Annotated in this window: 26 protein-coding genes; 12 read left to right on the top strand and 14 right to left on the bottom strand. The window is 64.0% G+C overall.

Features of this window, described 5'->3' with window-relative positions; all coding sequences use genetic code 11:
- Positions 1–328 precede the first annotated feature (328 nt).
- From AC0L16_RS24330 to AC0L16_RS24345, 4 genes are all read left to right on the top strand, one after another.
- Positions 329–2,971, top strand: coding sequence for an FtsK/SpoIIIE family DNA translocase (locus tag AC0L16_RS24330; protein WP_473623761.1), 2,643 nt, complete (start codon positions 329–331; stop codon positions 2,969–2,971).
- A 167-nt stretch (positions 2,972–3,138) separates the two neighbouring features.
- Positions 3,139–3,822: an outer membrane lipoprotein carrier protein LolA gene (locus AC0L16_RS24335; protein ID WP_473623762.1), complete on the top strand. Its 684-nt coding sequence runs from the start codon at positions 3,139–3,141 to the stop codon at positions 3,820–3,822.
- 394 nt (positions 3,823–4,216) lie between these two features.
- A complete protein-coding gene (locus AC0L16_RS24340; protein ID WP_473623763.1) occupies positions 4,217–5,023 on the top strand; it encodes an exodeoxyribonuclease III in 807 nt (268 codons plus the stop codon).
- 102 nt (positions 5,024–5,125) lie between these two features.
- On the top strand, positions 5,126–5,743 hold the full coding sequence (locus AC0L16_RS24345; protein WP_473623765.1) for a GNAT family N-acetyltransferase: 618 nt from the start codon (positions 5,126–5,128) through the stop codon (positions 5,741–5,743).
- A gap of 1 nt (position 5,744) precedes the next feature.
- Here the strand turns inward: AC0L16_RS24345 and AC0L16_RS24350 are convergent, their stop codons facing one another.
- Together AC0L16_RS24350 and AC0L16_RS24355 are read right to left on the bottom strand one after the other, a co-directional pair.
- Entirely contained in the window at positions 5,745–6,200 is a 456-nt protein-coding gene (locus AC0L16_RS24350) for a cyclic nucleotide-binding domain-containing protein (protein ID WP_473623766.1), read from the bottom strand.
- A gap of 232 nt (positions 6,201–6,432) precedes the next feature.
- A complete protein-coding gene (locus tag AC0L16_RS24355) occupies positions 6,433–7,116 on the bottom strand; it encodes a response regulator transcription factor (protein WP_023800565.1) in 684 nt (227 codons plus the stop codon).
- 84 nt (positions 7,117–7,200) lie between these two features.
- On the opposite strand from AC0L16_RS24355, the gene AC0L16_RS24360 reads away from it, so the two are divergent.
- Positions 7,201–7,797 (top strand): L,D-transpeptidase family protein, encoded by a 597-nt coding sequence (locus tag AC0L16_RS24360; RefSeq protein ID WP_027155920.1) that lies wholly within the window; start codon positions 7,201–7,203, stop codon positions 7,795–7,797.
- A 114-nt stretch (positions 7,798–7,911) separates the two neighbouring features.
- On the opposite strand, the gene AC0L16_RS24365 is transcribed toward AC0L16_RS24360, so the two are convergent.
- Complete coding sequence (locus AC0L16_RS24365) at positions 7,912–8,148, bottom strand: hypothetical protein (RefSeq protein WP_473623767.1); 237 nt, start codon at positions 8,146–8,148, stop codon at positions 7,912–7,914.
- Between the two features lie 163 nt (positions 8,149–8,311).
- On the opposite strand from AC0L16_RS24365, the gene gcvA reads away from it, so the two are divergent.
- Positions 8,312–9,247, top strand: a complete 936-nt coding sequence (gcvA, locus tag AC0L16_RS24370) for a transcriptional regulator GcvA (RefSeq protein ID WP_473623769.1) — start codon at positions 8,312–8,314, stop codon at positions 9,245–9,247.
- 89 nt (positions 9,248–9,336) lie between these two features.
- On the opposite strand, the gene AC0L16_RS24375 is transcribed toward gcvA, so the two are convergent.
- From AC0L16_RS24375 to tsaD, 6 genes are all read right to left on the bottom strand, one after another.
- Positions 9,337–9,744, bottom strand: a complete 408-nt coding sequence (locus tag AC0L16_RS24375; protein ID WP_473623770.1) for a DUF1761 domain-containing protein — start codon at positions 9,742–9,744, stop codon at positions 9,337–9,339.
- A gap of 144 nt (positions 9,745–9,888) precedes the next feature.
- Positions 9,889–10,488 (bottom strand): class I SAM-dependent methyltransferase, encoded by a 600-nt coding sequence (locus tag AC0L16_RS24380; protein ID WP_473623869.1) that lies wholly within the window; start codon positions 10,486–10,488, stop codon positions 9,889–9,891.
- Positions 10,489–10,541: 53 nt separating this feature from the next.
- On the bottom strand, positions 10,542–10,967 hold the full coding sequence (locus tag AC0L16_RS24385) for an EVE domain-containing protein (protein WP_473623771.1): 426 nt from the start codon (positions 10,965–10,967) through the stop codon (positions 10,542–10,544).
- A gap of 28 nt (positions 10,968–10,995) precedes the next feature.
- Positions 10,996–11,292, bottom strand: a complete 297-nt coding sequence (locus tag AC0L16_RS24390; protein ID WP_473623773.1) for a YciI-like protein — start codon at positions 11,290–11,292, stop codon at positions 10,996–10,998.
- A gap of 25 nt (positions 11,293–11,317) precedes the next feature.
- On the bottom strand, positions 11,318–12,328 hold the full coding sequence (locus AC0L16_RS24395) for an NAD(P)H-dependent glycerol-3-phosphate dehydrogenase (protein ID WP_473623774.1): 1,011 nt from the start codon (positions 12,326–12,328) through the stop codon (positions 11,318–11,320).
- Positions 12,325–13,410: a tRNA (adenosine(37)-N6)-threonylcarbamoyltransferase complex transferase subunit TsaD gene (gene tsaD, locus AC0L16_RS24400; RefSeq protein WP_473623870.1), complete on the bottom strand. Its 1,086-nt coding sequence runs from the start codon at positions 13,408–13,410 to the stop codon at positions 12,325–12,327. Before tsaD ends, AC0L16_RS24395 begins: the two co-directional genes overlap by 4 nt.
- 235 nt (positions 13,411–13,645) lie before the next feature.
- On the opposite strand from tsaD, the gene hemC reads away from it, so the two are divergent.
- From hemC to AC0L16_RS24430, 6 genes are all read left to right on the top strand, one after another.
- Positions 13,646–14,572 carry a hydroxymethylbilane synthase gene (hemC, locus tag AC0L16_RS24405; RefSeq protein ID WP_473623775.1) on the top strand — a complete coding sequence of 309 codons (927 nt, stop codon included), beginning with the start codon at positions 13,646–13,648 and terminating at the stop codon, positions 14,570–14,572.
- Position 14,573: 1 nt separating this feature from the next.
- Complete coding sequence (locus AC0L16_RS24410; protein ID WP_473623777.1) at positions 14,574–15,290, top strand: uroporphyrinogen-III synthase; 717 nt, start codon at positions 14,574–14,576, stop codon at positions 15,288–15,290.
- Positions 15,291–15,381: 91 nt separating this feature from the next.
- Positions 15,382–16,875, top strand: a complete 1,494-nt coding sequence (locus AC0L16_RS24415; RefSeq protein ID WP_473623778.1) for a COG4223 family protein — start codon at positions 15,382–15,384, stop codon at positions 16,873–16,875.
- A 10-nt stretch (positions 16,876–16,885) separates the two neighbouring features.
- A complete protein-coding gene (locus AC0L16_RS24420) occupies positions 16,886–18,484 on the top strand; it encodes a heme biosynthesis HemY N-terminal domain-containing protein (protein ID WP_473623780.1) in 1,599 nt (532 codons plus the stop codon).
- Between the two features lie 45 nt (positions 18,485–18,529).
- Entirely contained in the window at positions 18,530–19,009 is a 480-nt protein-coding gene (locus AC0L16_RS24425; RefSeq protein ID WP_473623781.1) for a tellurite resistance TerB family protein, read from the top strand.
- A 12-nt stretch (positions 19,010–19,021) separates the two neighbouring features.
- A complete protein-coding gene (locus tag AC0L16_RS24430; protein ID WP_473623782.1) occupies positions 19,022–19,738 on the top strand; it encodes a glutamine amidotransferase in 717 nt (238 codons plus the stop codon).
- A 31-nt stretch (positions 19,739–19,769) separates the two neighbouring features.
- On the opposite strand, the gene AC0L16_RS24435 is transcribed toward AC0L16_RS24430, so the two are convergent.
- From AC0L16_RS24435 to gnd, 5 genes are all read right to left on the bottom strand, one after another.
- On the bottom strand, positions 19,770–21,011 hold the full coding sequence (locus AC0L16_RS24435; protein ID WP_473623784.1) for an MFS transporter: 1,242 nt from the start codon (positions 21,009–21,011) through the stop codon (positions 19,770–19,772).
- Between the two features lie 315 nt (positions 21,012–21,326).
- Positions 21,327–21,788: a Ros/MucR family transcriptional regulator gene (locus AC0L16_RS24440; RefSeq protein WP_023800548.1), complete on the bottom strand. Its 462-nt coding sequence runs from the start codon at positions 21,786–21,788 to the stop codon at positions 21,327–21,329.
- 147 nt (positions 21,789–21,935) lie between these two features.
- A complete protein-coding gene (locus tag AC0L16_RS24445) occupies positions 21,936–22,640 on the bottom strand; it encodes an ROK family protein (RefSeq protein WP_473623785.1) in 705 nt (234 codons plus the stop codon).
- A 16-nt stretch (positions 22,641–22,656) separates the two neighbouring features.
- Positions 22,657–24,033: a glucose-6-phosphate dehydrogenase gene (gene zwf, locus AC0L16_RS24450; RefSeq protein ID WP_473623786.1), complete on the bottom strand. Its 1,377-nt coding sequence runs from the start codon at positions 24,031–24,033 to the stop codon at positions 22,657–22,659.
- Between the two features lie 16 nt (positions 24,034–24,049).
- Complete coding sequence (gene gnd, locus AC0L16_RS24455) at positions 24,050–25,066, bottom strand: phosphogluconate dehydrogenase (NAD(+)-dependent, decarboxylating) (RefSeq protein WP_473623788.1); 1,017 nt, start codon at positions 25,064–25,066, stop codon at positions 24,050–24,052.
- Positions 25,067–25,099 lie beyond the last annotated feature (33 nt).

Consider the following 25,099-nt stretch of genomic DNA (forward strand, 5'->3'; position numbering starts at 1 on the left):
CCCCCCCCCCCCCCCCCCCCCCCCCCCCCCCCCCCCCCCCCCCCCCCCCCCCCCCCCCCCCCCCCCCCCCCCCCCGGGGGGGGGGCCCCCCCCCCCCCCCCGCATCCTCCCGTCGTGACGCTCCCGAAAAGGGCTCACGCATTGAGGCCCGGACCGGTTCCGGGCCTCTTTTTTGCGCGCAGATGGCCAAGCCAGACACTAGCCGCAAGATACTTCCCCCAACCCCTTATAGTTAATGCTGCCTTAACCTTCCCGCCGATAGTCTGGAGCCCGAATCTGCCGAGATGCGCGCACGCTATCGGCCAGGCAACGACAGACGGGGAAGAGCATGCGTTCAGAGGCTTCAGCACCGCTTGCGCTGGCCGATACGGGGCACGGCATCCGGGCGTTCGCGCGGCGTCAGGTCGGCCGGCTCGTCGGCGCCGGCCTGTTTGCACTGGTCGCCTTCGGCGTCGCCAGCCTCGCCACCTGGAACGTCGCCGATCCAAGCTTCTCCCACGCCACCGACAACATCGTCACCAACGCCATGGGCTATGTAGGCGCTGTCTTCTCCGACCTGGCCATGCAGTTCTTCGGCCTTGCTGCGGTCGCGGCGCTGGTGCCGGCGGTGGTCTGGGGATTTCTGCTGTTTTCGGCGCGCGGCGTCGACAGGCTGCCGAAGCGCGGGCTCGCTTGGTTCGGCTACGCGGTGCTTGCTGCGGCCATCGCCGGCTGCGTGGTGCCGCCCAAGACCTGGCCGCTGCCGACCGGTCTCGGCGGCGTGTTCGGCGACATGGTGCTCAAGATCCCCGGCCTCGTCGTCGGCGGCTATCCGACTGGTCTCATCGCCAGCGTGCTCGCCGTGCTTCTGGCCGCGCCGGCACTGTGGCTGTTTGCCTACGGCTCGGCGCTGATTGCACGCAAGAACGGTTTCGCCGTCCTGGAGCAACCGCCCGCAGCCGATCCGAGGGACCAGGACGACCTGCTTTTCGACAATGATGAGGATGAGGGCGACGAGGGCATTCTGGCGCTAGGCGCGATCACGCATTGGTGGCTATCGTTGCGGGCCTATCTCCGCCGCCGCGCCGCCCGCCGCCGCGAGCGCGACGATTTCGAACCGGAGATGGAGCCGCGCGCCAGCGCCTGGCGGCGCGCTGCCGAACGGGTCGAATCGGCCGAATTCGCCGAATCGCGGATGAGTGCCGATGGCCGCGCTCGCGTCGAGCCGGAATTCTTCGCCGCCATGGTCAACGACCGCAGCGCCTCGCTCGATCCCGACGACGCCGATGTTTTTGACGATGACATGGATTTTGCGCCGGAGCCCGCGCGCGGCGCTGCGTCCAATGCGAAGGTGCAGCCGTTCCGCTCCGATGCGGCCACCCGCGTCGCGGCGCCAGCGCCGCGGCCGGTTCCGGGCGCGCGTGTCCAGCGCGAAGCGCAGTCCTCGCTGATCGGCTCCGAACAATTCGAAATGCCGTCGCTGCATTTCCTGTCCGAGCCGAAGAACGTCGTGCGCGACGCCAGCCTGTCCAAGGACGCGCTGGAGCAGAATGCCCGTCTGCTCGAAGGTGTGCTGGAGGATTTCGGCGTCAAGGGCGAGATCATCCATGTCCGCCCCGGCCCGGTCGTCACGCTCTATGAACTGGAACCGGCGCCCGGCATCAAATCGTCGCGGGTCATCGGCCTGTCTGACGACATCGCCCGCTCGATGAGCGCGATCGCCTGCCGCGTCGCCGTGGTGCCGGGCCGCAACGCCATCGGCATCGAGCTGCCGAACGCCAAGCGCGAGACCGTATATCTCAGGGAAATCATGGCCAGCCGCGATTTCGAGACCACCAAGGCCAAGCTGGCGCTGGCGCTCGGCAAGACCATCAATGGCGAGGCGGTCATCGTCGACATCGCCAAGATGCCGCACGTGCTGGTCGCCGGCACCACCGGCTCGGGCAAGTCGGTCGCCATCAACACTATGATCCTGTCACTTCTTTACCGACTGACGCCGCAGGACTGCCGGCTGATCATGATCGACCCGAAAATGCTCGAGCTCTCGGTCTATGACGGCATCCCGCATCTTTTGACGCCCGTCGTCACCGATCCGAAGAAGGCGGTGGTGGCGCTGAAATGGACCGTGCGCGAGATGGAGGACCGCTACCGCAAAATGTCCAAGGTCGGCGTCCGCAACATCGACGGGTTCAACGCACGGGTGCAGCAGGCCGAGAAGAAGGGCGAGAAAATCTCGCGCACCGTGCAGACCGGCTTCGACCGCCAGACCGGCGAAGCGGTCTATGAGACGGAAAATCTCGATCTCGAACCAATGCCCTACATCGTCGTCATCATCGACGAGATGGCCGATTTGATGATGGTCGCCGGCAAGGACATCGAAGGCGCGGTGCAGCGCCTGGCGCAGATGGCGCGCGCTGCCGGCATCCACGTCATCATGGCGACGCAGCGGCCGTCGGTCGACGTCATCACCGGCACGATCAAGGCCAACTTCCCGACCCGCATTTCGTTCCAGGTGACGTCGAAGATCGACAGCCGCACCATTCTGGGCGAGCAGGGCGCCGAACAGCTGCTCGGCATGGGCGACATGCTCTACATGGCCGGCGGCGGCCGCATCCAGCGCGTGCACGGTCCCTTCGTTTCCGATGACGAGGTCGAGAAGATTGTCGCGCATCTGAAGCTGCAGGGCGCGCCGGAATATCTCGATGCCATAACCGAGGATGACGACGAGGACGACGACGAGCCGTCGGGCAAGGGTGGCTCGGGCGGTGGCGGCGGCAATTTCGAGGATTCCGACGATCCCTACGACCAGGCGGTTGCGGTGGTGCTGCGTGACGGCAAAGCCTCGACCAGCTACATCCAGCGCCGGCTCGGCATCGGCTACAACCGCGCCGCTTCGATCATCGAGAAGATGGAGAAGGAAGGCATTGTCGGCCCGGCCAACCATGCCGGAAAACGCGAGATTCTGGTGCCGACGGAGGACGACAAGTTCTGATCCGCCCGGCACCAACCGACAGGATTTTCGCGGCTGCAACCTGACGGCAGCAACTTTGAACCTTCTGGCGCGTTTGCAACGACCAAGCGCTGTTCGGCCGCCAAACTTAAGCCCAACTGGGGGGCCAAACACTGCGACAACAGATAAACCAGACGAGAGTAACCGGCATGAAAAACTCTTCTTTCGCCACGATCAGCGATTTTGCCCCGACCCGCCGCCAACTGCTTGGCCTCGGCCTGGTGATGGCAGGTGCCGCGGCCATCAATGTCGTGCCCGGGGTCCAGTTGCTGGCGTCGGCGCAAGCGGCGGTGCCAGCCACCGCGCAGAAGATCGCCGACCATTTTTCCTCAGTCAAATCGATGGCCGGCGAATTCGTGCAGTTCGGACCCAAGGGCGAGCAGACCGGCGGCAAGTTCTTTCTGGAACGGCCGGGCAAGATACGCTTCAACTATGATGGGACGTCGAATTTCCGGGTGATTTCCGACGGCAAGTCGGTGGTCATCCTGAACAAGCGGCTGAAAACGTCCGATCTCTACCCACTGTCGAAAACGCCGCTCAAGCTGCTGCTCGAAACCAAGATCGACCTCTCCGGCGGTCGCGTCAAAAGCGTCAAGGAAGAGAACGACGTCACCACCATCCAACTCGCCGACAAATCGGTATTCGGCAGTTCGAAGATCACCATGATGTTCGATCCGAAAACCTATGAACTGCGCCAGTGGACGATCACCGACGCGCAAGGCAAGGACACGACGGTGATGATCTTCAACGTCAGGGAAGGCGTAAGCTTCGCCCCCGACACTTTTGCCATCGACTATACAGCCAACCGCGAACTGAACACCAGGTCGCGGTAGGATCCGCTGTTATTCAGGTGAGGCCGGCCTGCGAATGGCGGTTTCCTGCGCTTCCCTACAGCGCCGTGCGCCCTATTTGGGCGCACAAAGGACGCTGTAGAACTTTGATTTTGCGCATGACCTTTCCGAAATCGATCTCGATTTCGGGGTCATGCGCGGGCTCACGTACTTTAAGTACGCTCCGCTCCGGTTCTCGGAACCCACCATTCTCGACTCGGCCTGACCTGAATCTCAGCGAACCCTGGTGCCAGCCCGCGCCGTGCTTCGAATGCGCCCGGCTTGTTTTTGCAGCATATGGCTGGCAGTAGTTTCCGGAACTGCCTCGGCAAAAAAGGCACCAGCCGTCGGAACTGCCCCGGTTCCTGCGGCCCCGTGCTATCCCGGAACCCCTCACATGCCCTTTTCCGTCGCCACCTGGAACATCAATTCCGTCCGCCTGCGCATGCCACTCGTCGAACGCCTGCTTGTCGAACAGGCACCGGACGTGCTCTGCCTGCAGGAAACCAAAGTTCCCGACGAACTGTTTCCCGAGAAGGCGTTTCGCAAGCTCGGCTATCGGCACATCGCCTTCCACGGCCAGAAGGGCTATCACGGCGTGGCGACAGTAGCGCGCCGGCCGATCGCGATTGTCGAAAAGCGCCGCTTCTGCGAGATCGAGGACTGCCGGCATCTGTCGGTCACCGTGCGGGCCGGCGGCAAGGTGATCCTGCTGCACAATTTCTACGTTCCGGCCGGCGGCGACGAGCCCGACCCGATCATCAACCGCAAGTTCAAGCACAAGCTGGATTTCGTCGCCGAAATGAACGCCATCCGCGCCGAGCACGACGAAGTGTCCGGCTCGATCCTGGTCGGCGACCTCAACATCGCGCCGCTCGAGCACGATGTCTGGTCGCACAAGCAGCTCCTGAAAGTGGTCAGCCATACGCCGGTCGAGACGGAAAGCTTCGAGGCGATGCGGCTCGCCGGCGACTGGGTCGACCTGATGCGGCTCAACGTGCCTTATGAGCAGAAGCTCTACACCTGGTGGAGCTATCGCGCGCAGGATTGGCAAGCGTCGGATCGCGGCCGGCGGCTCGACCATGTCTGGTCGTCGCCAAACCTGGTGTCGAGCTTTGCCGGCTACGAGATCCTGCGGCCGGCGCGCGGCTGGCAACGGCCGTCGGACCATGTGCCGGTGATAGCGCGGTTCGATCTGGATTAGAGCATTTTGTCCCAAAGCGGGCGGAGCATGATCAAGTGCCTCTCGACGAGACACTGGAGGTTCAATAGCCTCTGAGATCCTCAGGGAGTTTGGCTAGGCTACGTGGAGATAGTTGCAGCACAAACGTCGGATTTGACATCGGCGGCCGACTGCCTGGCAGATGCCTTTGCAGGCGATCCGCACATGACCTTCTTCTTCGAAGGGGATCCTGCACTACGATTGGAACTCGTCACCGAGTTCTTCTCGATCCTTATGGTAGCGCGTCTCGCGCTTGGCATGCCAGTGCTGGTATTAAAGAGCGAAGGCCGCATCCTGGGTGCGGCGATGGGCTATGATACGCAACGACCGGAATGGCTTCCGGATCACCGGGAGAGATGGGCCTCACTTCAGCAACGGCAGGAGTTGATGGTGTCGCGCTTCGAGAAGTCTCAGACGATCAGCGAGAAATACGAGCCGTCGGAGCCGCATTTTTATCTTGGGGTTTTGGGGGTCCATCCCTCAATTCAGGGAAAGGGGGCTGGCCTCGCGCTCATCGAGGCCTACTGCGATCTTTCTGAAAGGGACCCTGTCTCAGCGGGGACGTTTCTCGAAACCGCGGAACGCAAGAATTTGGGATTCTATCAACGTTGCGGTTTTCGACTTCTGGGCCAGGGTGAACTTGAATTCAAGAAACCACTCTGGTGTCTCTACAGATCCAAGAACGTTCGAGGCGTCAGCTAGTTCAGTCGTCGAAACGCGGCGCCAGTTTCTCGATGCGGCGGATCATTGCCAGAAAATCCTCGGAGATGCGCTGGTGCAGGTGGACCGCAATGTCGGGATATTCCTCCAGGATGCGGTGGAACATCTTGCGGCTGAGCCGCAGCACTTCCGAATCGATCTCGGCGGATGCGCTGGTCAGCCGGTTGGTGTCGGCGATCAGCGCCAGTTCACTCAACATCGTACCGGGGCCGGCCGTGCCTATCGGGACGCTGGCGCCATCCTGCTCGCGATACAGCACGATGCGCCCGCTGACCACGATATAGGCGCAATCGGCCTGGTCGTCCTCGCGGTAGAGCTTGTGGTCGGCCTGCAGGCTGGTGGTTTCCGCGCCAAAGGCGAGCAGACGCAGCTGTTCCTCCGTGAAGCTCTCGAAGAGCCTCACGGCGGACAGGATGCGGATGTCGTCATCCAACGCCATCTAGCTGTGTCCCCGAACGGCCAGTCCAATCCCTCCATTGGAGCGCCGAGCGTTCCTTTGGACGCGGCAAAGGACGCTCTAAACGCTTTGAAATCGACGCACCGGGCTTTCCAAAAAACGAATCCGATTTTTGGGCCGTTGCGTCAGCGAGTTCGATCCAGAACCACCTCCAGTCTCAGGATCGTACCCGAAAGCGGCGCCTCCCCTAACCGCTGATTGAATGATTAAATGTTTAAGGAACCAGCTTGTAGCCACCACTTTCTGTCACAAGAATTTCTGCGTTGGAAGGATCGCGCTCGATCTTCTGGCGCAGCCGATAGACATGGGTTTCCAGGGTGTGCGTGGTGACGCCGGAATTGTAGCCCCACACTTCCTCGAGCAGCACGTCGCGCGTCACCACCTTCTGGTCGGCGCGATAGAGATACTTGATGATCGAGGCTTCTTTTTCGGTCAGCCGCACCTTGGCGCCGCGCTGGTCGATCAGAAGCTTCTGGCTAGGCTTGAAAGTGTAGGGGCCGACCGAAAAGGTGGCGTCTTCGCTCTGCTCATGCTGGCGAAGCTGAGCCCGGATGCGGGCCAGGAGAACCGCGAAGCGGAACGGCTTGACCACATAGTCGTTGGCGCCGGCTTCGAGGCCGAGAATCGTGTCGGAATCGGTGTCGTGTCCCGTCAGCATGATGATAGGCGACTTGTAGCCGCCCTTGCGCAGCATCTTCACCGCCTCGCGGCCATCCATGTCGGGGAGGCCGACATCCATGATGAGCAGATCGATGATGCCGCCGCGGGCCGTGGCGATGCCTTTGGCGGCGGTTGATTCCTGCAGGACGTCGAATTCTTCATAGAGAGACAATTGCTCGACGAGCGTGCCGCGCAGGTCGTCATCGTCATCGACGATCAGAATGGTGCGTGAAGTCATGGATCAATCCGTTGTTTTAAAAAGAAAATTCAGTTGACCGCTGCCTGTTTATGCGGAAGCTGACCGGCACAACAGCCGATCACAATGATTTGTTCCGTGGCACGATCATACAAGAAAAAACGCGCGTGCAATGAGGCGAGCGCATTTTTGCGAAAAGGGCTTCGTGTTCTCACCGTGCGCGCCAGGCCCGGCCACCCCAGCCAGGGACTTCTGCAGGCTGGCAAACTTGTGTTTTCCTGTGCTCTGGGGCGCGGCGGCATATCGGCCGGCAAGCGCGAAGGCGATGGCGCCACGCCGCTTGGGTCGATGCGGATACTGTCGGGATATTTCCGTAACGATCATTTTCCCGGCGGCCGCAAAACCCGGCTGGCGATGGCGCCGATCGGTCGCGATCTAGGCTGGTGCGAAGTGCCTGAGGACCGCAACTACAACCGTCCGGTCAAGATCCCCTATGGCGCCAGCCACGAGCGGATGCTGCGCGCTGACCGGCTTTATGACGCCTGCCTGGTGCTCGACTGGAACATTGCGCCGCGTCGGCGTGGACGCGGCAGCGCCATCTTCTTTCATCTGGCGCGCCCGGACTTCACGCCGACGCAAGGCTGCGTCGCGGTGACGGCACGCACGATGGCCCGGCTGTTGCCGCTGCTGTCGGACCGCACGGTGATGAGGGTGGTAAGGTAGGGGAATAGGGGAATAAGGGAATAAGGGAATAAGAAATTGTCCGTAGGATTGCGCAGAAGCGCCGCTCACGTTTTTAGCTTTCCTACTCCCCTACTCCCCTACTCCCCTACTCCCCTACGTCCGCGGCCTCTGCCAGCCGATGTCGAGCAGACCCAACCGGCCGAGTTCCCGATCCATAGCGCGCGCGACATCCTTGCGCTCGGCGCCGATGTCGCGCAATTGGCGGTCCGGGAGGTCGTTGACGTTCTCGGGCGGGAGGTTGACCGCGATTTTTGCATGGCGGAACCAATCAGACACCGCGCGCAGCCAGGCCGGGCGGATGGTTACAGAGCTCAAGACGATGTGAGACATGGTGCAATCCGCTTCTCCGGACATCAAATCCGGTTTGATGTTTGTTCGATGGTCACATCATGTCGGATTGAAATCAAAACGAGAAACGAGTAGTTTTCGTTACATCTTCAAGTTTTGTTTGATGATTTGAAATGCTCGACCGACCTCTCCTCGTCCTATTCTGATGGCGCGCCTGCTGCCTGGAACCCGTGCGCTGAGGACCCTGGAAGCAGCCGCCCGGCACCTCAATTTCACCCGCGCCGCGGACGAACTTGGCCTGACCCCGGCCGCGGTCAGCCACCAGATCAAGGAAATCGAGGATCAACTCGGCATCGTGCTGTTCACGCGCACCAGCCGCACCATCCGGCTGACCGAGGCGGGCGCGGTGCTGTTCGAGGCCTCGACCGACGCGCTCGACCTGCTTGGCCGGGCCGTCTCACGGGCGCACAAGCTAGCGCGTGGAACGGCGTTGCTGAAAGTGACACTCGACGCCCAGTTCGCGACAAAATGGCTGATGCGACGCGTCGACGATTTTCGCAAGCAGCGACCGGGCATCGAACTCCGCTTCGACATTGCCTCTGAATTGCGCGATTTCGACCTGGACGACGTCGATGTCGGCATCCGTTTCGGCGCGGGAAAATATCCCGGCCTTTGCACCCACCGGCTGTTCGACAACATCATCATCCCTGTGTGCAGCCCCAGCCTGCTGGCCTCCGGCTCGCCGCTGCGCGAGCCGCGCGATCTCTTCCATCACACGCTCGCCCACATCGAGTGGGCGCGACAAGGCGTGACCTGGCCAAACTGGCGGATGTGGATGGCGGCGGCCGGCGTCGACGATTTCGACGACAGCCGGACGATCGTGTTCGGCACCTCGACCGACGCCGTTCAGGCCGCGCTCGACGGCAATGCCGTTGCGCTCGCCGATTTTGCCATGGTGGCGAACGACCTTTCCGAGGGCCGGCTGATCCGGCCCTTCGAACTTGGCATCAAGGTTCCGCCCGAATTCGCCTACTTCCTGGTCTATCCCATCGCATCCGCCAACGATCCCAGGGTCGTGGCGTTCAGGGATTGGCTCCTCAACGAAGTTCACAACCCGCAGCCGGAGCCGACGCTTGGATGAGCTTCAGGTCGCTCTGAGTGATCAGCCGGCAGTCGCCGACTAAAGCGCGTCGCGTTTGACCGGCCTCATTGCGATTCATGGCGGCAGCGTCAGCCCGCGACATCCGCCGCGCCGAACCAGCCGATCACCGCGCCGATGATAAGCAGCACGCCGAGCCAGTGGCCGCAGTCGATGATGGTCAGGTCCCAGCCGAACCCTTGGTCGCGATGATTGACGGATAGCGTCGTGGCGACGAATCCGAGCCAGAGAACGAAGCCGAAGACGAGCCCGGCAACGAGGCTCGGTTCGCCACCGGTCATCGCTCCGATGACCAGAGACATGACGAGCGCCATGACAAGTTCCGCGATGAAGCTGATGACGAAGGGCAACGGCGATTTAGTCATGGTCGCCGGATCAAGCTTGGTGGCCTTGAGCCACGGCTTGCTCAGGCCCATGTACCAGGCAGCGCCGAACAACCACGCCACCACCGCGGCGACGATCACCGCCAGCCAGTTCACGGCTGAAAAAATCCATGATTTCCCTCCGCGGAAGCATGTCGGCCAAAAGCATGCCCCGGGGCCGAGCCGGGGGTGCCAAGCGGTCTTTGGGACAACGACACTCTCAAAAACAAAGCGTTATGGAACGCCTGTTCGGCGATGTCGTCAAGCAAACCGCCAGACGGTGGTGCGTTTGACCAGCGCGTCTTCCAGCGCCCGGGTTACCGCCACTTCGTAGACGGCGAGCGGCTCCAGTCCGGCTTTCGGCAGATAGGAGCGGCCGGGATCGCCAACGATGATGTCGGCGCCACGCGCCTTGAGCGTCGCGAACCATGGCTTCAGCCTGTCGGCGAGCAACTGGTCGTAGAAGACGTCACCGGCCAGGACCACATCCCAGCCCGCATCGGTTCCGATGCAGTCGGTGCCAAGAAACATTATCCCGACGCCATTGGCGTCGGCGTTGAGGCGGATCGCGGTCGCGCAGAACGGGTCGATGTCGGCGGCGATCACCTCTGCCGCGCCGGCCTTCACTGCCGCAATGGCGACAAGGCCGGAACCGGAGGCAAAGTCGAGCACGCGCTTGCCGTGCACATCAGACGGATTGTCGAGGATGTAGCGGGCAAGGCCCTGGCCGCCGGCCCAGGCGAAGGCCCAGAAAGGCGGCGGCAGGCCGATTTCGGCCAGTTCGTCCTCGGTCCGCTGCCACAGATCATGCGCCTCGTCGGCCAGATGCAGCAGGATCTCCGGCACATGCGGCGGCGCCATCAGCGTCGTGTTGTCGAGGATGAAGTTTCTCGCGCTGTTTGGCGTCAGCGCCGTCACGGCGCCGGCGTCAGGTCGCCCATGCCGCAGACCTCTTTCCATTCGGCCGGCGTCACCGGCTGCACGGAAAGTCGTCCGAGCCGGACCAGCGCCATCTCGGCAAGCTTGGGATTGGCCTTGACCTGTTCCAGCGTCACCGGCTTCGGCACATCCTTGACGGCACGGATATCGACGCATTCCCAGCGCGGATCGTCAGTGGTGGTGTCCTGATGGGCCAGCGCGCAGACCTCGACGATGCCGACCACGTCGAGCCCGTCGTTGGAATGGTAGAAGAAGCCGAGATCGCCGATCTGCATCGCCTTCATGTTGTTGCGCGCCGCATAGTTGCGCACGCCGTCCCACTGCGTGCCGGCCTTGCCCTTCGCCTTGAGGTCCTCGAAGGAGAAGACCGAGGGTTCGGATTTGAACAGCCAGTAGTTCATTGTTTTTGCTCCTCCTGGCGGCTGGCTATCAGGCAATCGCCGGCTTGTTGAAGGTCCAATTCCATTGCCGGATTTCGACGCTCTCGAACAGCCCTGCCCTGGCGTAGGGGTCTGCTGCCGACAGCGCTTCTGCCGCGGCCAGATCGGGCGCCTCGACCACGACGAGGCTGCCGTTCGGCTTGCCGTCGGCGTCGACGAACGGACCGGCGAAGGCCAGCTTGTTCTCGCCGTTCAGTCCCTCCAAAAAGGCAACATGCTCGGGCCGCGTATCGAGCCGCACCTGCAGCTCTCCAGGCTTGTCCTTGCAAATCAGTGCAAACAGCATCTTTCCATCTCCGGATTGTTCAACATTACATGTCGGTTTCGGTCTTCAGCGGCCTTGTCATCAGAGCCGACACAGCCTGACGGATGGTGATCGTGCCGTCCAGTATGGCGGCGACGGCGATGATGATCGGCGCGTCGATGTTGCGCTCGGTGGCGATGCGAGCGGCGATCGCCGCCGTCGGCACCCCTTCGGCCAAGGGCAGCCCGGCGAGTGGCTTGCCCTGCCCCAGCGCCAGCCCGTAGGCGAAATTGCGCGACTGGGCGGACGAGCAGGTGAGCAACAGGTCGCCGAGGCCGGAAAGCCCCATCAGCGTCTCCGGCCTGGCGCCGAAAGCAGCGCCGATGCGGCGCAATTCGACAAAGCCGCGCGTCACCATGGCGGCCTGGGCGCTGGCGCCGAGCTCGGCGCCGGTGACCGCACCGGCGGCAATGGCGAAGACGTTCTTCAGCGCGCCGCCGATCTCGACGCCGATGAGGTCGTCGCTAGAATAGCAGCGCAGATTCTGCGCCGAAAAGCGCGCGGCCAGGTCGGCCGCCAGATACTCATTGCCGGCGGCGACCACCACGGCCGTCGGCAGCCCCCTGGCGACGTCAGTGGCGAAGCTCGGGCCAGACAGGGCGGCGATCGGATTTTCAGGCAGGATCTCTCCAGCGATCGCCGACAGCAGCGCGCCGGTGTCGCGCTCGATGCCCTTGGCGCAGAGGACCAGCGGGACGTCTTTCGGCATATGGGCTCTCGCGGTGGCCAGCATGGCGCGCAGCGACTGCGTCGGCGCCACGGCCAGAACGCAGTCGGCGTCGTCGAGCGCGGCCTCGATATCACTCGTTGCCACGATGCCGGCCTCGAGCGCGATGCCAGGCAGATAGCGCGGATTTTCGCCACGGTCGATCGCGGCGACGGTCTCCGGGTCGCGCGCATAGAGGCGCACGAAATGGCCGGCGCGCAGCATGGCCAGCGCCAGCGCCGTGCCCCAGGCACCGCCGCCGAGCACGGCAATACGCCAGCCGCTTGGCGGCTTGTGCCCGCTACCGCTCATGCCTTGGCTCCGCGCCGGCCCGAGCCGACCATCGGAGCGGAGATGCTGTCCAGCGGCCAGCGCGAACGCGGAACGAAATCGGTGGTGTTTTCTCCCGCGATGCCGGCGCGCAGCCGCTCGATGCCGGCCCAGGCGATCATCGCCGCGTTGTCGGTGCAGAGCTTGAGCGGCGGCGCGACGAAGGCAAATCCGGCTTTTTCGCACAGGGCTTCGAGTGTCGTCTTGATCGTCCGGTTGGCGGCGACACCGCCGGCAACGACGAGCGCAGGCTTCAGCTCGCTCGGAAATTCCTGGCCGAAACGGTTCAGCGCCCTCGATACACGATCGTCCAGCGCATCCGCCACCGCCGCCTGGAAAGAGGCGCAGATGTCGGCGACGTCCTGGTCGCTCAAAGGGGCAATGGCCGTCGCTGCCTGGCGCACGGCGGTCTTCAGCCCGGAAAAGGAAAAATCGGGCTGCGCCGAGCCCTTCATCGGGCGCGGGAAGGCGAAGCGCGCGGCGTCGCCGGTCGCCGCCGCCTTCTCGACATTCGGCCCGCCAGGATAGGGCAGGCCGAGCATCTTGGCCGTCTTGTCAAAAGCTTCGCCGAGCGCATCGTCGATGGTCGTCGCCCAGCGCTGGTAGTCGCCAACGCCGCGAACCACGACAATCTGCGTGTGGCCGCCGGACACCAGCAGCAACAGATAGGGAAAGTCGAGCCCGTCGGTCAGCCGCGCGGTCAGCGCATGGCCTTCGAGGTGGTTGATGGCGATCAGCGGCTTGTTCGCCGCGGCTGCGATCGCCTTGGCCGTCATCAGCCCGACGATCAGACCGCCGACGAGGCCGGGGCCGGCGGTCGCAGCGATCGCGTCGATATCGGCGAGATCGACTCCCGAATCGGCAAGCGCGGCCTCGATGATGCCGTCCAGCGCCTCGACATGAGCGCGCGCGGCGATTTCCGGGACGACGCCGCCGAAGGCGGCATGCTCTTCGATCTGGCTGAGCACGATATCGGACAGGATTTTCGGCGCGCCGCCACCTTCCAGTGCTACCACGCTGGCGGCGGTCTCGTCGCAACTCGTCTCAATGCCCAGCACGCGGATCAATTCGTTGCCATCCCTGGAGATTGTACAACCAGGCTTTCCCCGTTAGGAGAAAGCCCAAGGTCTGTTGATATTCAGGTGATGCCGGCCTGCAAATGGCGGGTTCCTGCGCTTCCGGTGCTCACGTATTCAAAGTACGCTCCGCTCCGGTTCTCGGAAACCACAATTTTCGGCTCGGCCTGACCTGAATCTCAACAGACCTTGATCTGCCGGGGGTTATCACGGACAGCGCGCCATGCAAACAACCTTGAAAATCGGAACACGCGGCAGCCCCCTGGCGCTGGCGCAGGCGCATGAAACGCAGGCGCGGCTGATGGCCGCTCACGGTATGGTGGTTGAGGCATTCGAGGTGGTCGTCATCTCGACCAGCGGCGATCGCATTCAGGACCGGCCGCTGTCGGAAGCCGGCGGCAAGGGGCTGTTCACCAAGGAAATCGAGGAGGCGCTGCTGGCGCGCCGCATCGACATCGCCGTGCATTCGTCGAAGGACATGCCAACAGTGTTGCCCGACGGGCTGGAACTGTCTGCCTTCCTGCCGCGCGAGGATGCCCGCGACGCTTTCGTCGGCAAGGCGGCCAAAACGATCGCCGGATTGCCGCACGGCGCGAAGGTCGGTTCGTCGTCGCTCAGGCGTCAGGCGCTGATCCGGCGAATGCGGCCGGACCTCGACGTGGTGATGTTCCGCGGCAATGTGCAGACGCGGCTGCGCAAGCTCGACGAGGGCGTCGCCGACGGCACCATCCTTGCCTATGCCGGTCTGAAGCGGCTCGGGCTCGAAGATGTCGTCACCGACCTGATGCCGCTCGACAGCTTTCCGCCGGCGCCGGGGCAAGGCGCGATCTGCATCGAAAGCCGCATCGGCGACCTCGATGCCGAAAGGATGCTGACGGCAGTCCACGACGTGCCGACCGGGCAGGCGCTGGCCTGCGAACGCGCTTTCCTGGCGGCGCTCGACGGTTCCTGCCGCACGCCGATCGCCGGCCATGCGACAATATCGGCCGACACGGTCTTCTTCAGCGGGCTGATCATCTCGCCGGACGGCGCGCAATCCCATGAGGTAAAGGCGGAAGGCCCGGCGCAGGATGCCGCGCGCATCGGCGAGGACGCCGCCAGGACCGTGCGGGCGAAAGCCGGCGAAGAATTCTTCGACGGCTGGGCCTGACATGCGCCGCGTCCTGGTGACGAGGCCAGAACCGGGCGCCTCGCGCACGGCACAGCGGCTTGAGGACCTGGGTTTTAAGCCGATCCTGCTGCCGCTGACCGAAACGGTGGCGCTGCCGGTCGATGCGGCCGGGGTCGCAACCAATGCCGCGGCCGTTGCCGTCACCAGCGGCAATGCCGTGCGCCATGCGCCGAAGGAAATCAGCACGGCGCTCGCCGGTTTGCCTTGCCATGCCGTCGGCAGACGGACGGCGCAGGCTGCCCGTGCAGCCGGGTTTCTGTCCGTCGGCGAAGGGCCGGGCGATGCCGCGGCGCTGGCGGATGCGCTTGCCGGCGATTACGCCGGACAAACCATCGTCTATTTGTGCGGGCGGGTGCGGTTTTCGGGTTTCGAGCAGCGGCTGCAGCCGGCAGGCGTTCAGGTTCGTGCCGTCGAGACCTATAACACCGTCGCGCTGGATTATTCCGACGAGGCCGTTCTTGCGCGCTTGTCCGGCCGGCCGGTCGAGGCGGTGCTGCTCTTTTCGGCCAAGGCGGCCACAGCGATGCGGGCCCTGGCCGGGCGGCCGGCGCTGGGTGAGCTTTTTAAAAAGACATGTTTTTTTGCCCTGTCCGGACGTATCGCCGCAGCCCTGGAGACTGTTGCCTCAGAAAAGCTCCGCGTTGCGCCGGAGCCCAGCGAGGAGGCGCTGCTGGAGCTTTTGCGGACGTCGCCTTGACCCCGTGTCATCACGCCGCCCCTTTTCACCGCTTGGTGATGTGCTAGACCCTTTCTGAACCATCCCGAAGCGAAATTTGCGGAGCCCAAGCATGGTCAAGACGCCGAAGATGCGGCATTCGAAAAGCCGTCGCGAGCCGGTGACCATCGAACTCGAGCCCGGCGCTGTGTCGCGCGTTGCCGACGAGGATGCCGCCAACGGGCGGACCGACGAGGCGAAGGCTGAGGAAGCGGCAAACGCGTCGCAGCCGGAAGCCCCTGAAGAGCCCGTGCATGCCGACCAGACCGACATCGAGCCGTGGGAACATGCCGAAGCGGCCCCGCCGGCCGGCTCGGAACAGCCGGCAGAGGGTGGCGCCAAAGGTCCTGAAGGGCCCAAGCCAACCTATCCGGCCGGCTCGGAGGCATCGGCGAAGCCGGCCTTCGACTACAGTTTCGACGACGCATCGGCCAAGGACGCATCGGCCAAGGCGAGTGCCGCAGACGCGCCGGAGGAAACCCAGACAGGGACTGAAGATATGCAAGCACAGCCGAAGCGTGGCGGCATCAACGGCCTCGCTGCCGGCGTTATCGGCGGCGTCATCGCGCTGGCTGCCGCCGGAGGGCTGCAGTTTGCCGGCCTGCTCGGCGCGCCAGGGGTTGGCGATTCACCCTCGGGCGGCGTGTCGCTCGATGGTGTCAATAGCGAAATCGCTGCGCTGAAGAGCGAGATTGCCGGGCTCAGGGATACAGCCGGCAACAATGACGCCTCGGCCAAGGTGGACGGGCTGTCGTCGGCGCTGGATCAGGTCAAGACGGATGTCGCGGCGCTGAAATCGGCGATCGAGCAGGGCGGAGCAGGCGACACTGCCGGGCTTGCAGCCCTCGGCGACAAGGTCAGGCAGATCGAGACGGCGGTTGCGGCGCTTGGCCAGACCGGCAACACGGCGCCGGTCGATCTCGGGCCGCTCAATGACAAGCTGGCCGGGCTCGAAGCGGCGGTGAAATCCGCCGGTGAGACGGCGAAGGCACAGGACGGCCGGCTTGCGGCACTGGAACAGTCGGTGTCGCAGCTTTCCGGCAAGGTCGAGGCACAGGCCGGGCAGCCGAAGGTTGCGCTCGCCATCGCCGCATCAGCGCTGAAGGCAGCACTCGACCGTGGTGCGCCATTCGCCGCCGAACTCGAAACCTTTACGGCGATTGCGTCGGATGCTCCAGAGATCGCAGCCTTGCGTCCCTACGCCGAAAAGGGCGTTCCGACCCGGTCGGAGATCGCAACCGAAATGCCTGCCGCCGCCAATGCCATGGTCGCTGCCTCCGAGCCCTCCGACCAGAATGCCGGCTTCCTGCAAAACCTGCTATCGAGCGCGCAATCGCTGGTCAAGGTCAGGCCGATCGGTGCCGTCGAAGGCGCCGGGGCACCGGAAACCGTCGCGCGCATGGAGGTGGCGGTTACCCAGGGCGATTACGCCAAGGCGCTCAGCGAATACGATACGCTGCCCGAGGCGGTGAAGGCTGCCGGCGCCGAATTTGCCGGCAAACTGAAGGCGCGAATCGAGGTCGAGAAGCAGGTCGACGCGCTGATCGCCAGTGCGATGAAGGCGTGAGGGCAACCTGATGATTCGCATTCTGCTTTTCCTCGCCGTTGTTTTCTCGCTCGGGCTGGGTTTCGCCTGGCTGGCCGACCGGCCGGGCGAGATGGTCGTCACCTTCAGCGGCTATCAATACCAGGTCAGCCTGATGGTGGCGGCGGTGGCGGTCGTTGCCGTGGTAGCCGCAGTGATGATCGTCTGGTGGCTGCTGAAGGCGCTGTGGAACAGCCCCTACACCATTTCGCGCTATTTCCGTGTGCGCCGTCGCGATCGTGGCTACCAGGCGCTGTCGACCGGCATGATTGCCGCCGGCGCCGGTGACGGAGCGCTCGCCCGCAAGAAGACCAAGGAAGCGGCAAAGCTAATCCGCTCCGACCAGGAGCCGCTGATCCAATTGCTGGAGGCGCAAGCCTCGCTGCTCGAAGGCGACCATGAGGGTGCCCGCGAAAAGTTCGAAACCATGCTCGACGATCCCGAAATGCGGCTGCTCGGCCTGCGCGGGCTTTATCTTGAGGCCGAACGCCTCGGCGATCGCAACGCGGCGCGGCACTACGCCGGCCGCGCCGCCGCGATGGCGCCGCAGCTGGCCTGGGCCGCCGAATCGACATTGGAAGACCTGACCGGTCGCGGCGACTGGGACGGCGCGCTGAAACTGGTCGAGGCGCAGAAATCGACGCGACAGATCGAGCGCGATGCCGCCAACCGGCGTCGCGCCGTGCTGCTCACCGCCAAGGCGCAGGCGCTGATCGACAGCGATCCCAATGCCGCCAAAACCGCTGCTCTGGAGGCCAACCGGCTGCGGCCGGATTTCGCGCCGGCGGCGGTGATCGCAGCCAAACTGCTGCTCAGACAGAATGATGTGCGCAAGGGCGCGAAGATCCTCGAAACGGCGTGGAAAGCCGAGCCGCATCCAGAGATCGCCGAGCTTTACACCCATGCCCGGCCAGGCGATGCCGTGCTCGACCGGCTGAACCGGGCAAGGAAGCTGCAGGAGATGAAGAAGAACCACGCCGAATCGTCGCTGGCGGTGGCGCGCGCCGCGCTCGACGCGCAGGACTTTTCGGCCGCCCGCAAAGAGGCCGAGGCGGCTATCCGCATGGATCGCCGCGAAGGCGCCTATCTGCTTCTGGCCGACATCGAGGAGGCCGAGACCGGCGATCAGGGCAAGGTGCGGCAGCTTTTGTCCAAGGCAGTGCGTGCACCGGGCGATCCGGCCTGGGTCGCCGACGGCGTCGTCTCCGAACGCTGGGCGCCGGTGTCGCCGATCACCGGCAAGCTCGACGCGTTCGAGTGGCGTGCGCCGATGGAGCGGCTTGGCCAGCTCATCGACAGTGACGAGGATGCCCCGGACGCCGCGGTGCCGACAATTGCGGCGCCAACGAAGCCGGCAAAGGAAAATGTAATCGAGTTGAACCCCGCTGGATCGGCCGAAAGGCCGACCACCGCGGCGGCATCGGAAACTGGCGTAGGCGATGTTGCGCCGGTCACCGCCACGGCGTCTGCCGCGGTGCCGCCGGATGGCGACGCTGTCGAACCGGCGGAGGAAATGGCCCGGCTGCCAGACGATCCCGGCGTCGATCCGGACGACGAAGACCAAAAACCGCGCAAGTTTCGATTGTTTTGATTTGGCTGCGCTTGATAGTTTTGCCTGATGGGAAGTAAGAATCACATGTTCGAACGCGTTCTGTCGTTTCTGATAGACCTGCCGGCAGCCGGCAGCGCCCGCAACAACGCCGATGATCCGCGCGTTGCCGCATCCGCCCTTCTCTACCATGTGATGAGTGCTGACGGCGTGCGTCAAGATGCCGAATGGGAGCGGTTCAAGACGGTGCTGGCGGAAAGCTATTCGATCAGCGGCGACGAGCTCGACGCGCTTGCCGCTGCCGGCGAGCGGGCCGACAATGAGGCGATCGACCTCTACGCCTTCACCAGCATATTGAAGCGCCAGCTCGATCCAGACGCGCGCAAAGCCTTCATCGGCCTGATGTGGGAAATCGTCTATGCCGATGGCGAATTGCACGAGCTCGAGGACAATATCGTCTGGCGGGTCGCCGAGCTGATGGATGTCGAACGCCACGACCGCGTCGAGGCACGCCGCAAGGCGGCCGCCGAAGTGCCGGGCGCCGCTGGAACGTCGAGCGACGAATAGACGGGATCCCCCATGCCATCCACGCCGAGGCCGAGACCAAAAATCCTGATCGTGCTGCATCAGGAGAGTTCGAGCCCCGGGCGCGTCGGCCACATGCTTATCGAAGAAGGCTTCGAGCTCGATCTCCGCTGCCCGCCGCTCGGCGACGCCTTGCCGGAAACACTGGACGGTCATGCCGGAACCGTGGTGTTCGGCGGACCAATGAGCGCCAATGACGAGGACGACTTCGTCCGCCGTGAGACCGACTGGCTAAAAATTCCGCTCAGGGAGAACCGGCCGTTGCTCGGCATCTGCCTCGGCGCGCAGATGCTGGTCAATCATCTTGGCGGCAAGGTCGAGGGTCATGGCGAGGGGCTGGTCGAGATCGGCTGGTATCCGCTGACAGCGACCGAGGCGGGCCGGAAGCTGATGCGCTGGCCTGAGATGGTCTATCAGTTTCACCGCGAGGGCTTTTCGCTGCCGAAGGACGCGACGCTGCTGGCGACCGCCGAAACCTATCCCAACCAGGCCTTTCGTTATGGCGACAATGCCTGGGGCATCCAGTTCCATGGCGAATTGACCAGGGCGATGATGCAGCGCTGGGTCGTTCGCGGCGCGCATCGCTTCGAGTTGCCCGGCGCGCAGCCCGGTCGCGATCACCTCGGCGGCCGGCTGATCTGGGACATGCATCTGAAACGCTGGCTCGGCGAATTCCTGCAGACGATCTTCGGCAAGCCGGCGCTGTCGTGATCTGGTTTTGCCCGGATCAGTGCGCCCCGGGTCAGTTTCGCCCGTTGAGGTGGCGGACCTTGCGCAGCTGCGGGAACAGCACCGCCCACAGCCCGGCGACAACGACTGCGCCGACGCCGCCGATCACCACCGCGGGCACGGTGCCGATCAATGCCGCCATGGTGCCGGCGCGGAATTCGCCAAGCTCGTTGGAGGCGCCGACGAAAACCTGATTGACGGCGTTGACGCGGCCGCGAACCTCGTCCGGCGTCCACAGCTGGATCAGCGTCTCTCTGATGTAGACGCTGAACATGTCGGCGGCGCCGAGCAAGGCGAGCGCCGCGATCGACAACCAGGTGATGGTGGAAAGGCCGAACAGCACCGTGAAGGCGCCGAACAGCGCGACGAAGCCGAGCATGACCACGCCGGCATGGTTGCGGATCGGATGTCCGGCCAGCCAGATGGCAACGCAGATGGCGCCGATCCCCGGTGCCGAACGCAACAGTCCCAGGCCCCATGGGCCGAGTTCGAGGATGTCGCGCGCATAGACCGGCAGCAGCGCCGTGGCGCCGGACAAAAGCACTGCGAACAAATCGAGCGAAATGGCGCCGAGCACGATCTTCTCGCTCCAGATATAGCCGAAGCCGGCAAACAGGGCCTGCATCGTCGGCCTGTCGGTCTCGCTGCGCTGGGCAGGTTTTGGGATGGTGAAGACCAGCACCGCGGCGACAAACATCAAAACGGCAGCGGTGCCGTATGCCGCTTGCGCCGAGAGCCCGTAGAGCAAGCCGCCGGCGACCGGTCCGACGATGGTCGCGGTCTGCCAGGCAGACGAATTCCAGGCGATCGCGTTGCCGAAATCCTCTGGTGGCACAAGGTTGGCGAACAGCGACGCTGCAGCCGGTCCGAAGAAGGCGCGCGCGATGCCGAACATGGCGAGCACGCCGAAGATCAATCCCGGTCCGCTAAGACCGCGCAGCGTCAACAGCAGCAGGGCCAGCGCGCAGATCGCCTCCAGCAGCACCATCAGCGCCATGATCAGACGGCGGCCGAAACGGTCGGCGACCACCCCGGTGATCAGCACCAGCAGCAGCGAAGGCAGGAACTGGACAACGCCGACAAGGCCGAGATCGAACGGATCGCGGGTCAGGTCGTACACCTGCCAGCCGACGGCGACGGATACGATCTGGGTGGCGAATGTGGCGAGGAAGCGCGCCGCCCAATAGCTCAGGAAGGGTTTGTGCCGGAAGGCGGCATAGCGCCGGTCGGGCGGTGCGTGAGGTTCGGGTGTCATGAATCAGGCCCCGTGGCAAGGAAGTCGGCCGGCGGGGCACTTCCATGAGGGCGCTAGTCCGACCACAGCGCTTTTAACGCAGTTCGGTGCGAGGCGCGCGCCAAAATCCGCTCTGGATCAAGGATTTCCGGCTACCATGCTATTGCACAGCTCGGCGGAGGTGGAGAGGCTGTCAGGCGCGCAGGTCGAGTTCCCCCCGCACCCCCCTCTGTCCTGCCCTCTTTGCCACAAATTGGCATCTCCCCCTCAAGGGGGGAGATTGGACGTCGCGACGGCTTTCGCCAATCTCCAGCGTCAAGGGCGGCTTCGAATGCGTCAGACCGTGGCCTTGGGCTTCCTGGTCTTCTTGACCGGCGCCGGCGGGGCGGCCTTGCGGCCAAGGCCGATCGCCTTCGCCAACTGCGAGCGCGAGGCCGCGTAGGTGGGGGCGACCATCGGATAGTCGGCCGGCAAGCCCCATTTGGCGCGATAGGCATCCGGCGTCAGCCCGAAATGAACGCCGATATGGCGCTTCAGGGATTTGAACTTCTTGCCGTCTTCGAGGCAGATGATGTAGTCTGGCGTCACCGATTTCTTGGGATTAACCGCCGGGATCAGCGGTGCTGCGACCGGAACGGCGGGCTGTCCGAGCCCACCTATCGACGCGCTGACGCTGGCGATGAGATCGCCGAGGCCGGAAGCGGGCAAGCGGTTCTTCTCGACGTAAGCGGACACGATGTGAGCGGTCAGTTCGAGAAGGTCGATGTCCTTGCGGGCTTTGTTGCTGTCGTCGGTCAATCTATTTTCTCCGTTGGTGGGGTCGCAGAATTCCTAGTCGGCAAATCTGCGTAACGCAATGACGCCGTACCAAGCCACACATTATTTTGAATAACAATACTAACGGACAGGCCAGATCAACAGGTCTGGCCCTAAACCCCCATAATATCAGACAACCAGGGATTTGTCGCGCCACAGTCGAAATCCACCTTCGAAGGCGCGTGTGTTGTCGCCGCGCCTGCAACCGGCAGGCAATTCGTCCAGTTTGTCGACATTGCCGCCGCCGATGACCACATAGTCAGGCTGCAGGGCGGCGCGCAGCCGCTCGACGACGTCGAACACGTGTTTGCGCCATTTCTTCTTGCCGCGCTTTTCAAGGCCGCGTTCGCCGACATAATCCTCAAAACTGCCGCCCTTCTTGTAGGGAAGATGCGCGAGTTCCATCGGCTGGGCGACATTGTCGACAATCATGGCAGTACCGAGCCCCGTCCCGAGGCCGAGGAACAGCATCCGCCGGCCTTCGTAGCTGCCGATGGCCTGCATCAGCGCGTCGTTGACCACCTTCACCGGCTTGCCGAACTGCGTTGCGAAGTCAAATCCGACCCAGCCCTCGCCGAGATTGGCAGGGTCAGTCAGCGGCCTGTTGTGGTGCACCGGGCCGGGATAACCCATCGAGATGACATCATAGGGCAAGCCATCGGCGAGCGTCTGCACGGCCGCGATCATCTGCTGCGGCGTCAGGCCGTGCCCGGAATCCGTTCTGCGCTCCTCGCCGCCGGCGCTGGTGAGGATCTTGACATGGGAGCCGCCAATATCGATCGCAAGCACGATCTTGTCGCTGTCCCGTGCCGGCTCTTTCGCCGCTTTGGCCATTGCGTCGCCTCCGAGTTCATTTCGCCGGATTGATCCAGCCGTTCGGCGGTCCGAACCCGGCCATCGCATCGGCCGGGCCCCACGTCCCCGGCTCATAAAGCTGTGGCGGGGTGGTGTCGCCCAGCACCGGGCCGACGATCCGCCAGGCGAGCTCGCTGGCGTCCTGGCGGGTGAACAGCTGGCCGTTGCCGTTCATGGCGTCGCCGATCAGCCGCTCATAGGGCGGCATGTCGCCCTTGCTGTCGTCGAGCGCGGTGAGTTCGACCTGCTCGCCGACCATGTCGTCACCAGCGGCCTTGCGCTGGGCGCCGATCGAGATCGCCACCTGCGGGTCGATGCGGAAGCGCACGTAGTTGGCGTCGCCCGGCTTGATCGGGTCGAAGACGTCGAGCGGCGGCCGCTTCAAACGCACGATGACCTCGGTGGCGTGCACCGGCATGCATTTGCCGGCACGGATGAAGAAGGGCACGTCCCGCCAGCGCCAGGTGTCGACGAAGAAACGCACCGCCGCGAAGGTCTCGACCGGCGAATTCGGCGCGACGCCCGGCTCGCTGAGATAGCCTTTGAATTGGCCGCGCACGACATCGTCCCTGGTCAGCGTCCGGATCGCCCGCAGCACCTGCACCTTCTCGTCGATCAGATCGTCGGCCGAGCGGCCAACGGGCGGCTCCATGGCCAGCAGCAGCAGGATGTTGAGCAGATGGTTCTCGATGACATCGCGGATGCAGCCGACCTCGTCGTAGAAGCGGCCGCGGCCTTCGACGCCGAAATCCTCGGCCATGGTGATCTGCACGCTCTCGACGAAATTGCGGTTCCAGATCGGTTCGAGAAAGGAATTGGCGAAGCGGAAATAGAGTAGGTTCTGGATCGCCTCCTTGCCGAGATAATGGTCGATGCGAAAGATCGACTGCTCGTCGAACACCAGGTGCAGGACCCGGTTCAGCCAGCGCGCCGATTGCAGATCGTGACCGAAAGGCTTTTCCACCATCAGACGCGCGCCCTGGGCTGCGCCCGACTGCTCCAGCCCCTGGATGACCGTCTCGAACATGGTCGGCGGCACCGCCAGATAGTGCAGCGGGTGCTGCGCGGTTCCGAGCGCGCTTTTCAGCTTCTCGAATGTCGCCGCGCTGCGGTAGTCGCCGCTGACATAGCGAAGCAGCGAGGCAAGTTTCGCAAAGATTTTTTCGTCGACCTTGCCGATGTCCCTAACGATGCCGTCGCGGGCGCGCTCTTGCAACTGCTTCAGGTCCCAAGCGTCGAAAGCGACGCCGATCACCGGCTCGGCGAGCGTTCCCTTGGCCGCCATGGCATAAAGTGCCGGGAAGATTTTTTTGTGGGCGAGGTCGCCGGTCGCCCCGAAAAGCACCAGCGTGTCGGACCGTTCCTGGTTCATGAGCGTGTCTTCCCCGTCACGAGCCGGTCTTCGGCTTTTCGACATGGCCGCCAAAGGCATAGCGCATGGCGGACAGCAGCTTGTCGGCGAATTCGGATTCGCCTTGCGAGGAGAACCGGTCGAACAGGGCCGAGGACAGAACCGGCGCCGGCACGCCGGTGTCGATCGCCGCCTTCAGCGTCCAGCGGCCTTCGCCGGAATCCGAAACCCGTCCGCCGAACTGCGTCAGCCTCGAATCGGCCTTCAACGCGCCTGCCGTGAGGTCGAGCAGCCATGAGCCGATGACGCTGCCATGCCGCCAGACCTCGGCTACCTCGGCGATATCGATGTCGAACTGGTAGTATTGAGGGTTTTCCAATGGACTGGTTTCGGCGTCGGCCGTCCGCTGTCGCTTACCGGCATTCGCCGACCTCAGGATGTTCATGCCCTCGGCATAGGCGGCCATGACGCCGTACTCGATGCCGTTGTGGACCATCTTGACGAAATGACCGGCGCCGCTCGGTCCGCAGTGGAGATAGCCGAACGGGGCGGTTCCTGCATCCTTGCCGGGGGCAGGCGCCCCGGCGTCGGCGCCTGGCGCCAGGGTGGCGAAGACCGGATCGAGATGCTGGACCGCGCGGTCGGGGCCGCCGATCATCAGGCAATAGCCGCGCTCGAGGCCCCAGACGCCGCCGCTGGTGCCGACATCGACATAGTTCAGGCCTTTCAATGCCAGGCGCGCTGCATGGTCGACAGCCTCGTGATAATAGGAATTGCCGCCGTCGACGATGATGTCGCCCGGCTCCATCAGGTCGGCCACCTGGTCGACGATCCGGCTGGTGATCGCCGCCGGCAGCATCAGCCAGGCGCTGCGCGGCTTGGTCAGCTTGCCGGCGAACTCCTCCATCGAAGCGGCTCCGATCGCGCCAGCCGTCACAAGGGCTTCAACGCTGGCCGGGTTGATGTCGTAGACCACGCATTCGTGGCCATCGCGCAGCAGGCGCCGCACCATGTTGGCGCCCATCCTGCCCAGTCCCATCATTCCGATCTGCATGTTTTTCGTCCTGCTTCTTGAGGGATAGAAGAT

This window comes from Mesorhizobium sp. WSM4848, from assembly GCF_055811375.1.

Excerpts from the sequence above, each read along its gene's own strand:
- AC0L16_RS24330 (WP_473623761.1), top strand. The coding sequence starts at position 329 with ATGCGTTCAGAGGCTTCAGCACCGCTTGCGCTGGCCGATACGGGGCAC.
- AC0L16_RS24335 (WP_473623762.1), top strand. The coding sequence starts at position 3,139 with ATGAAAAACTCTTCTTTCGCCACGATCAGCGATTTTGCCCCGACCCGC.
- AC0L16_RS24340 (WP_473623763.1), top strand. The coding sequence starts at position 4,217 with ATGCCCTTTTCCGTCGCCACCTGGAACATCAATTCCGTCCGCCTGCGC.
- AC0L16_RS24350 (WP_473623766.1), bottom strand. The coding sequence starts at position 6,200 with ATGGCGTTGGATGACGACATCCGCATCCTGTCCGCCGTGAGGCTCTTC.
- AC0L16_RS24355 (WP_023800565.1), bottom strand. The coding sequence starts at position 7,116 with ATGACTTCACGCACCATTCTGATCGTCGATGACGATGACGACCTGCGC.
- AC0L16_RS24360 (WP_027155920.1), top strand. The coding sequence starts at position 7,201 with ATGATTTGTTCCGTGGCACGATCATACAAGAAAAAACGCGCGTGCAAT.
- AC0L16_RS24365 (WP_473623767.1), bottom strand. The coding sequence starts at position 8,148 with ATGTCTCACATCGTCTTGAGCTCTGTAACCATCCGCCCGGCCTGGCTG.
- gcvA (WP_473623769.1), top strand. The coding sequence starts at position 8,312 with ATGGCGCGCCTGCTGCCTGGAACCCGTGCGCTGAGGACCCTGGAAGCA.
- AC0L16_RS24380 (WP_473623869.1), bottom strand. The coding sequence starts at position 10,488 with ATGGCGCCGCCGCATGTGCCGGAGATCCTGCTGCATCTGGCCGACGAG.
- AC0L16_RS24385 (WP_473623771.1), bottom strand. The coding sequence starts at position 10,967 with ATGAACTACTGGCTGTTCAAATCCGAACCCTCGGTCTTCTCCTTCGAG.
- AC0L16_RS24390 (WP_473623773.1), bottom strand. The coding sequence starts at position 11,292 with ATGCTGTTTGCACTGATTTGCAAGGACAAGCCTGGAGAGCTGCAGGTG.
- AC0L16_RS24395 (WP_473623774.1), bottom strand. The coding sequence starts at position 12,328 with ATGAGCGGTAGCGGGCACAAGCCGCCAAGCGGCTGGCGTATTGCCGTG.
- hemC (WP_473623775.1), top strand. The coding sequence starts at position 13,646 with ATGCAAACAACCTTGAAAATCGGAACACGCGGCAGCCCCCTGGCGCTG.
- AC0L16_RS24410 (WP_473623777.1), top strand. The coding sequence starts at position 14,574 with ATGCGCCGCGTCCTGGTGACGAGGCCAGAACCGGGCGCCTCGCGCACG.
- AC0L16_RS24415 (WP_473623778.1), top strand. The coding sequence starts at position 15,382 with ATGGTCAAGACGCCGAAGATGCGGCATTCGAAAAGCCGTCGCGAGCCG.
- AC0L16_RS24420 (WP_473623780.1), top strand. The coding sequence starts at position 16,886 with ATGATTCGCATTCTGCTTTTCCTCGCCGTTGTTTTCTCGCTCGGGCTG.
- AC0L16_RS24425 (WP_473623781.1), top strand. The coding sequence starts at position 18,530 with ATGTTCGAACGCGTTCTGTCGTTTCTGATAGACCTGCCGGCAGCCGGC.
- AC0L16_RS24430 (WP_473623782.1), top strand. The coding sequence starts at position 19,022 with ATGCCATCCACGCCGAGGCCGAGACCAAAAATCCTGATCGTGCTGCAT.
- AC0L16_RS24435 (WP_473623784.1), bottom strand. The coding sequence starts at position 21,011 with ATGACACCCGAACCTCACGCACCGCCCGACCGGCGCTATGCCGCCTTC.
- AC0L16_RS24445 (WP_473623785.1), bottom strand. The coding sequence starts at position 22,640 with ATGGCCAAAGCGGCGAAAGAGCCGGCACGGGACAGCGACAAGATCGTG.
- zwf (WP_473623786.1), bottom strand. The coding sequence starts at position 24,033 with ATGAACCAGGAACGGTCCGACACGCTGGTGCTTTTCGGGGCGACCGGC.
- gnd (WP_473623788.1), bottom strand. The coding sequence starts at position 25,066 with ATGCAGATCGGAATGATGGGACTGGGCAGGATGGGCGCCAACATGGTG.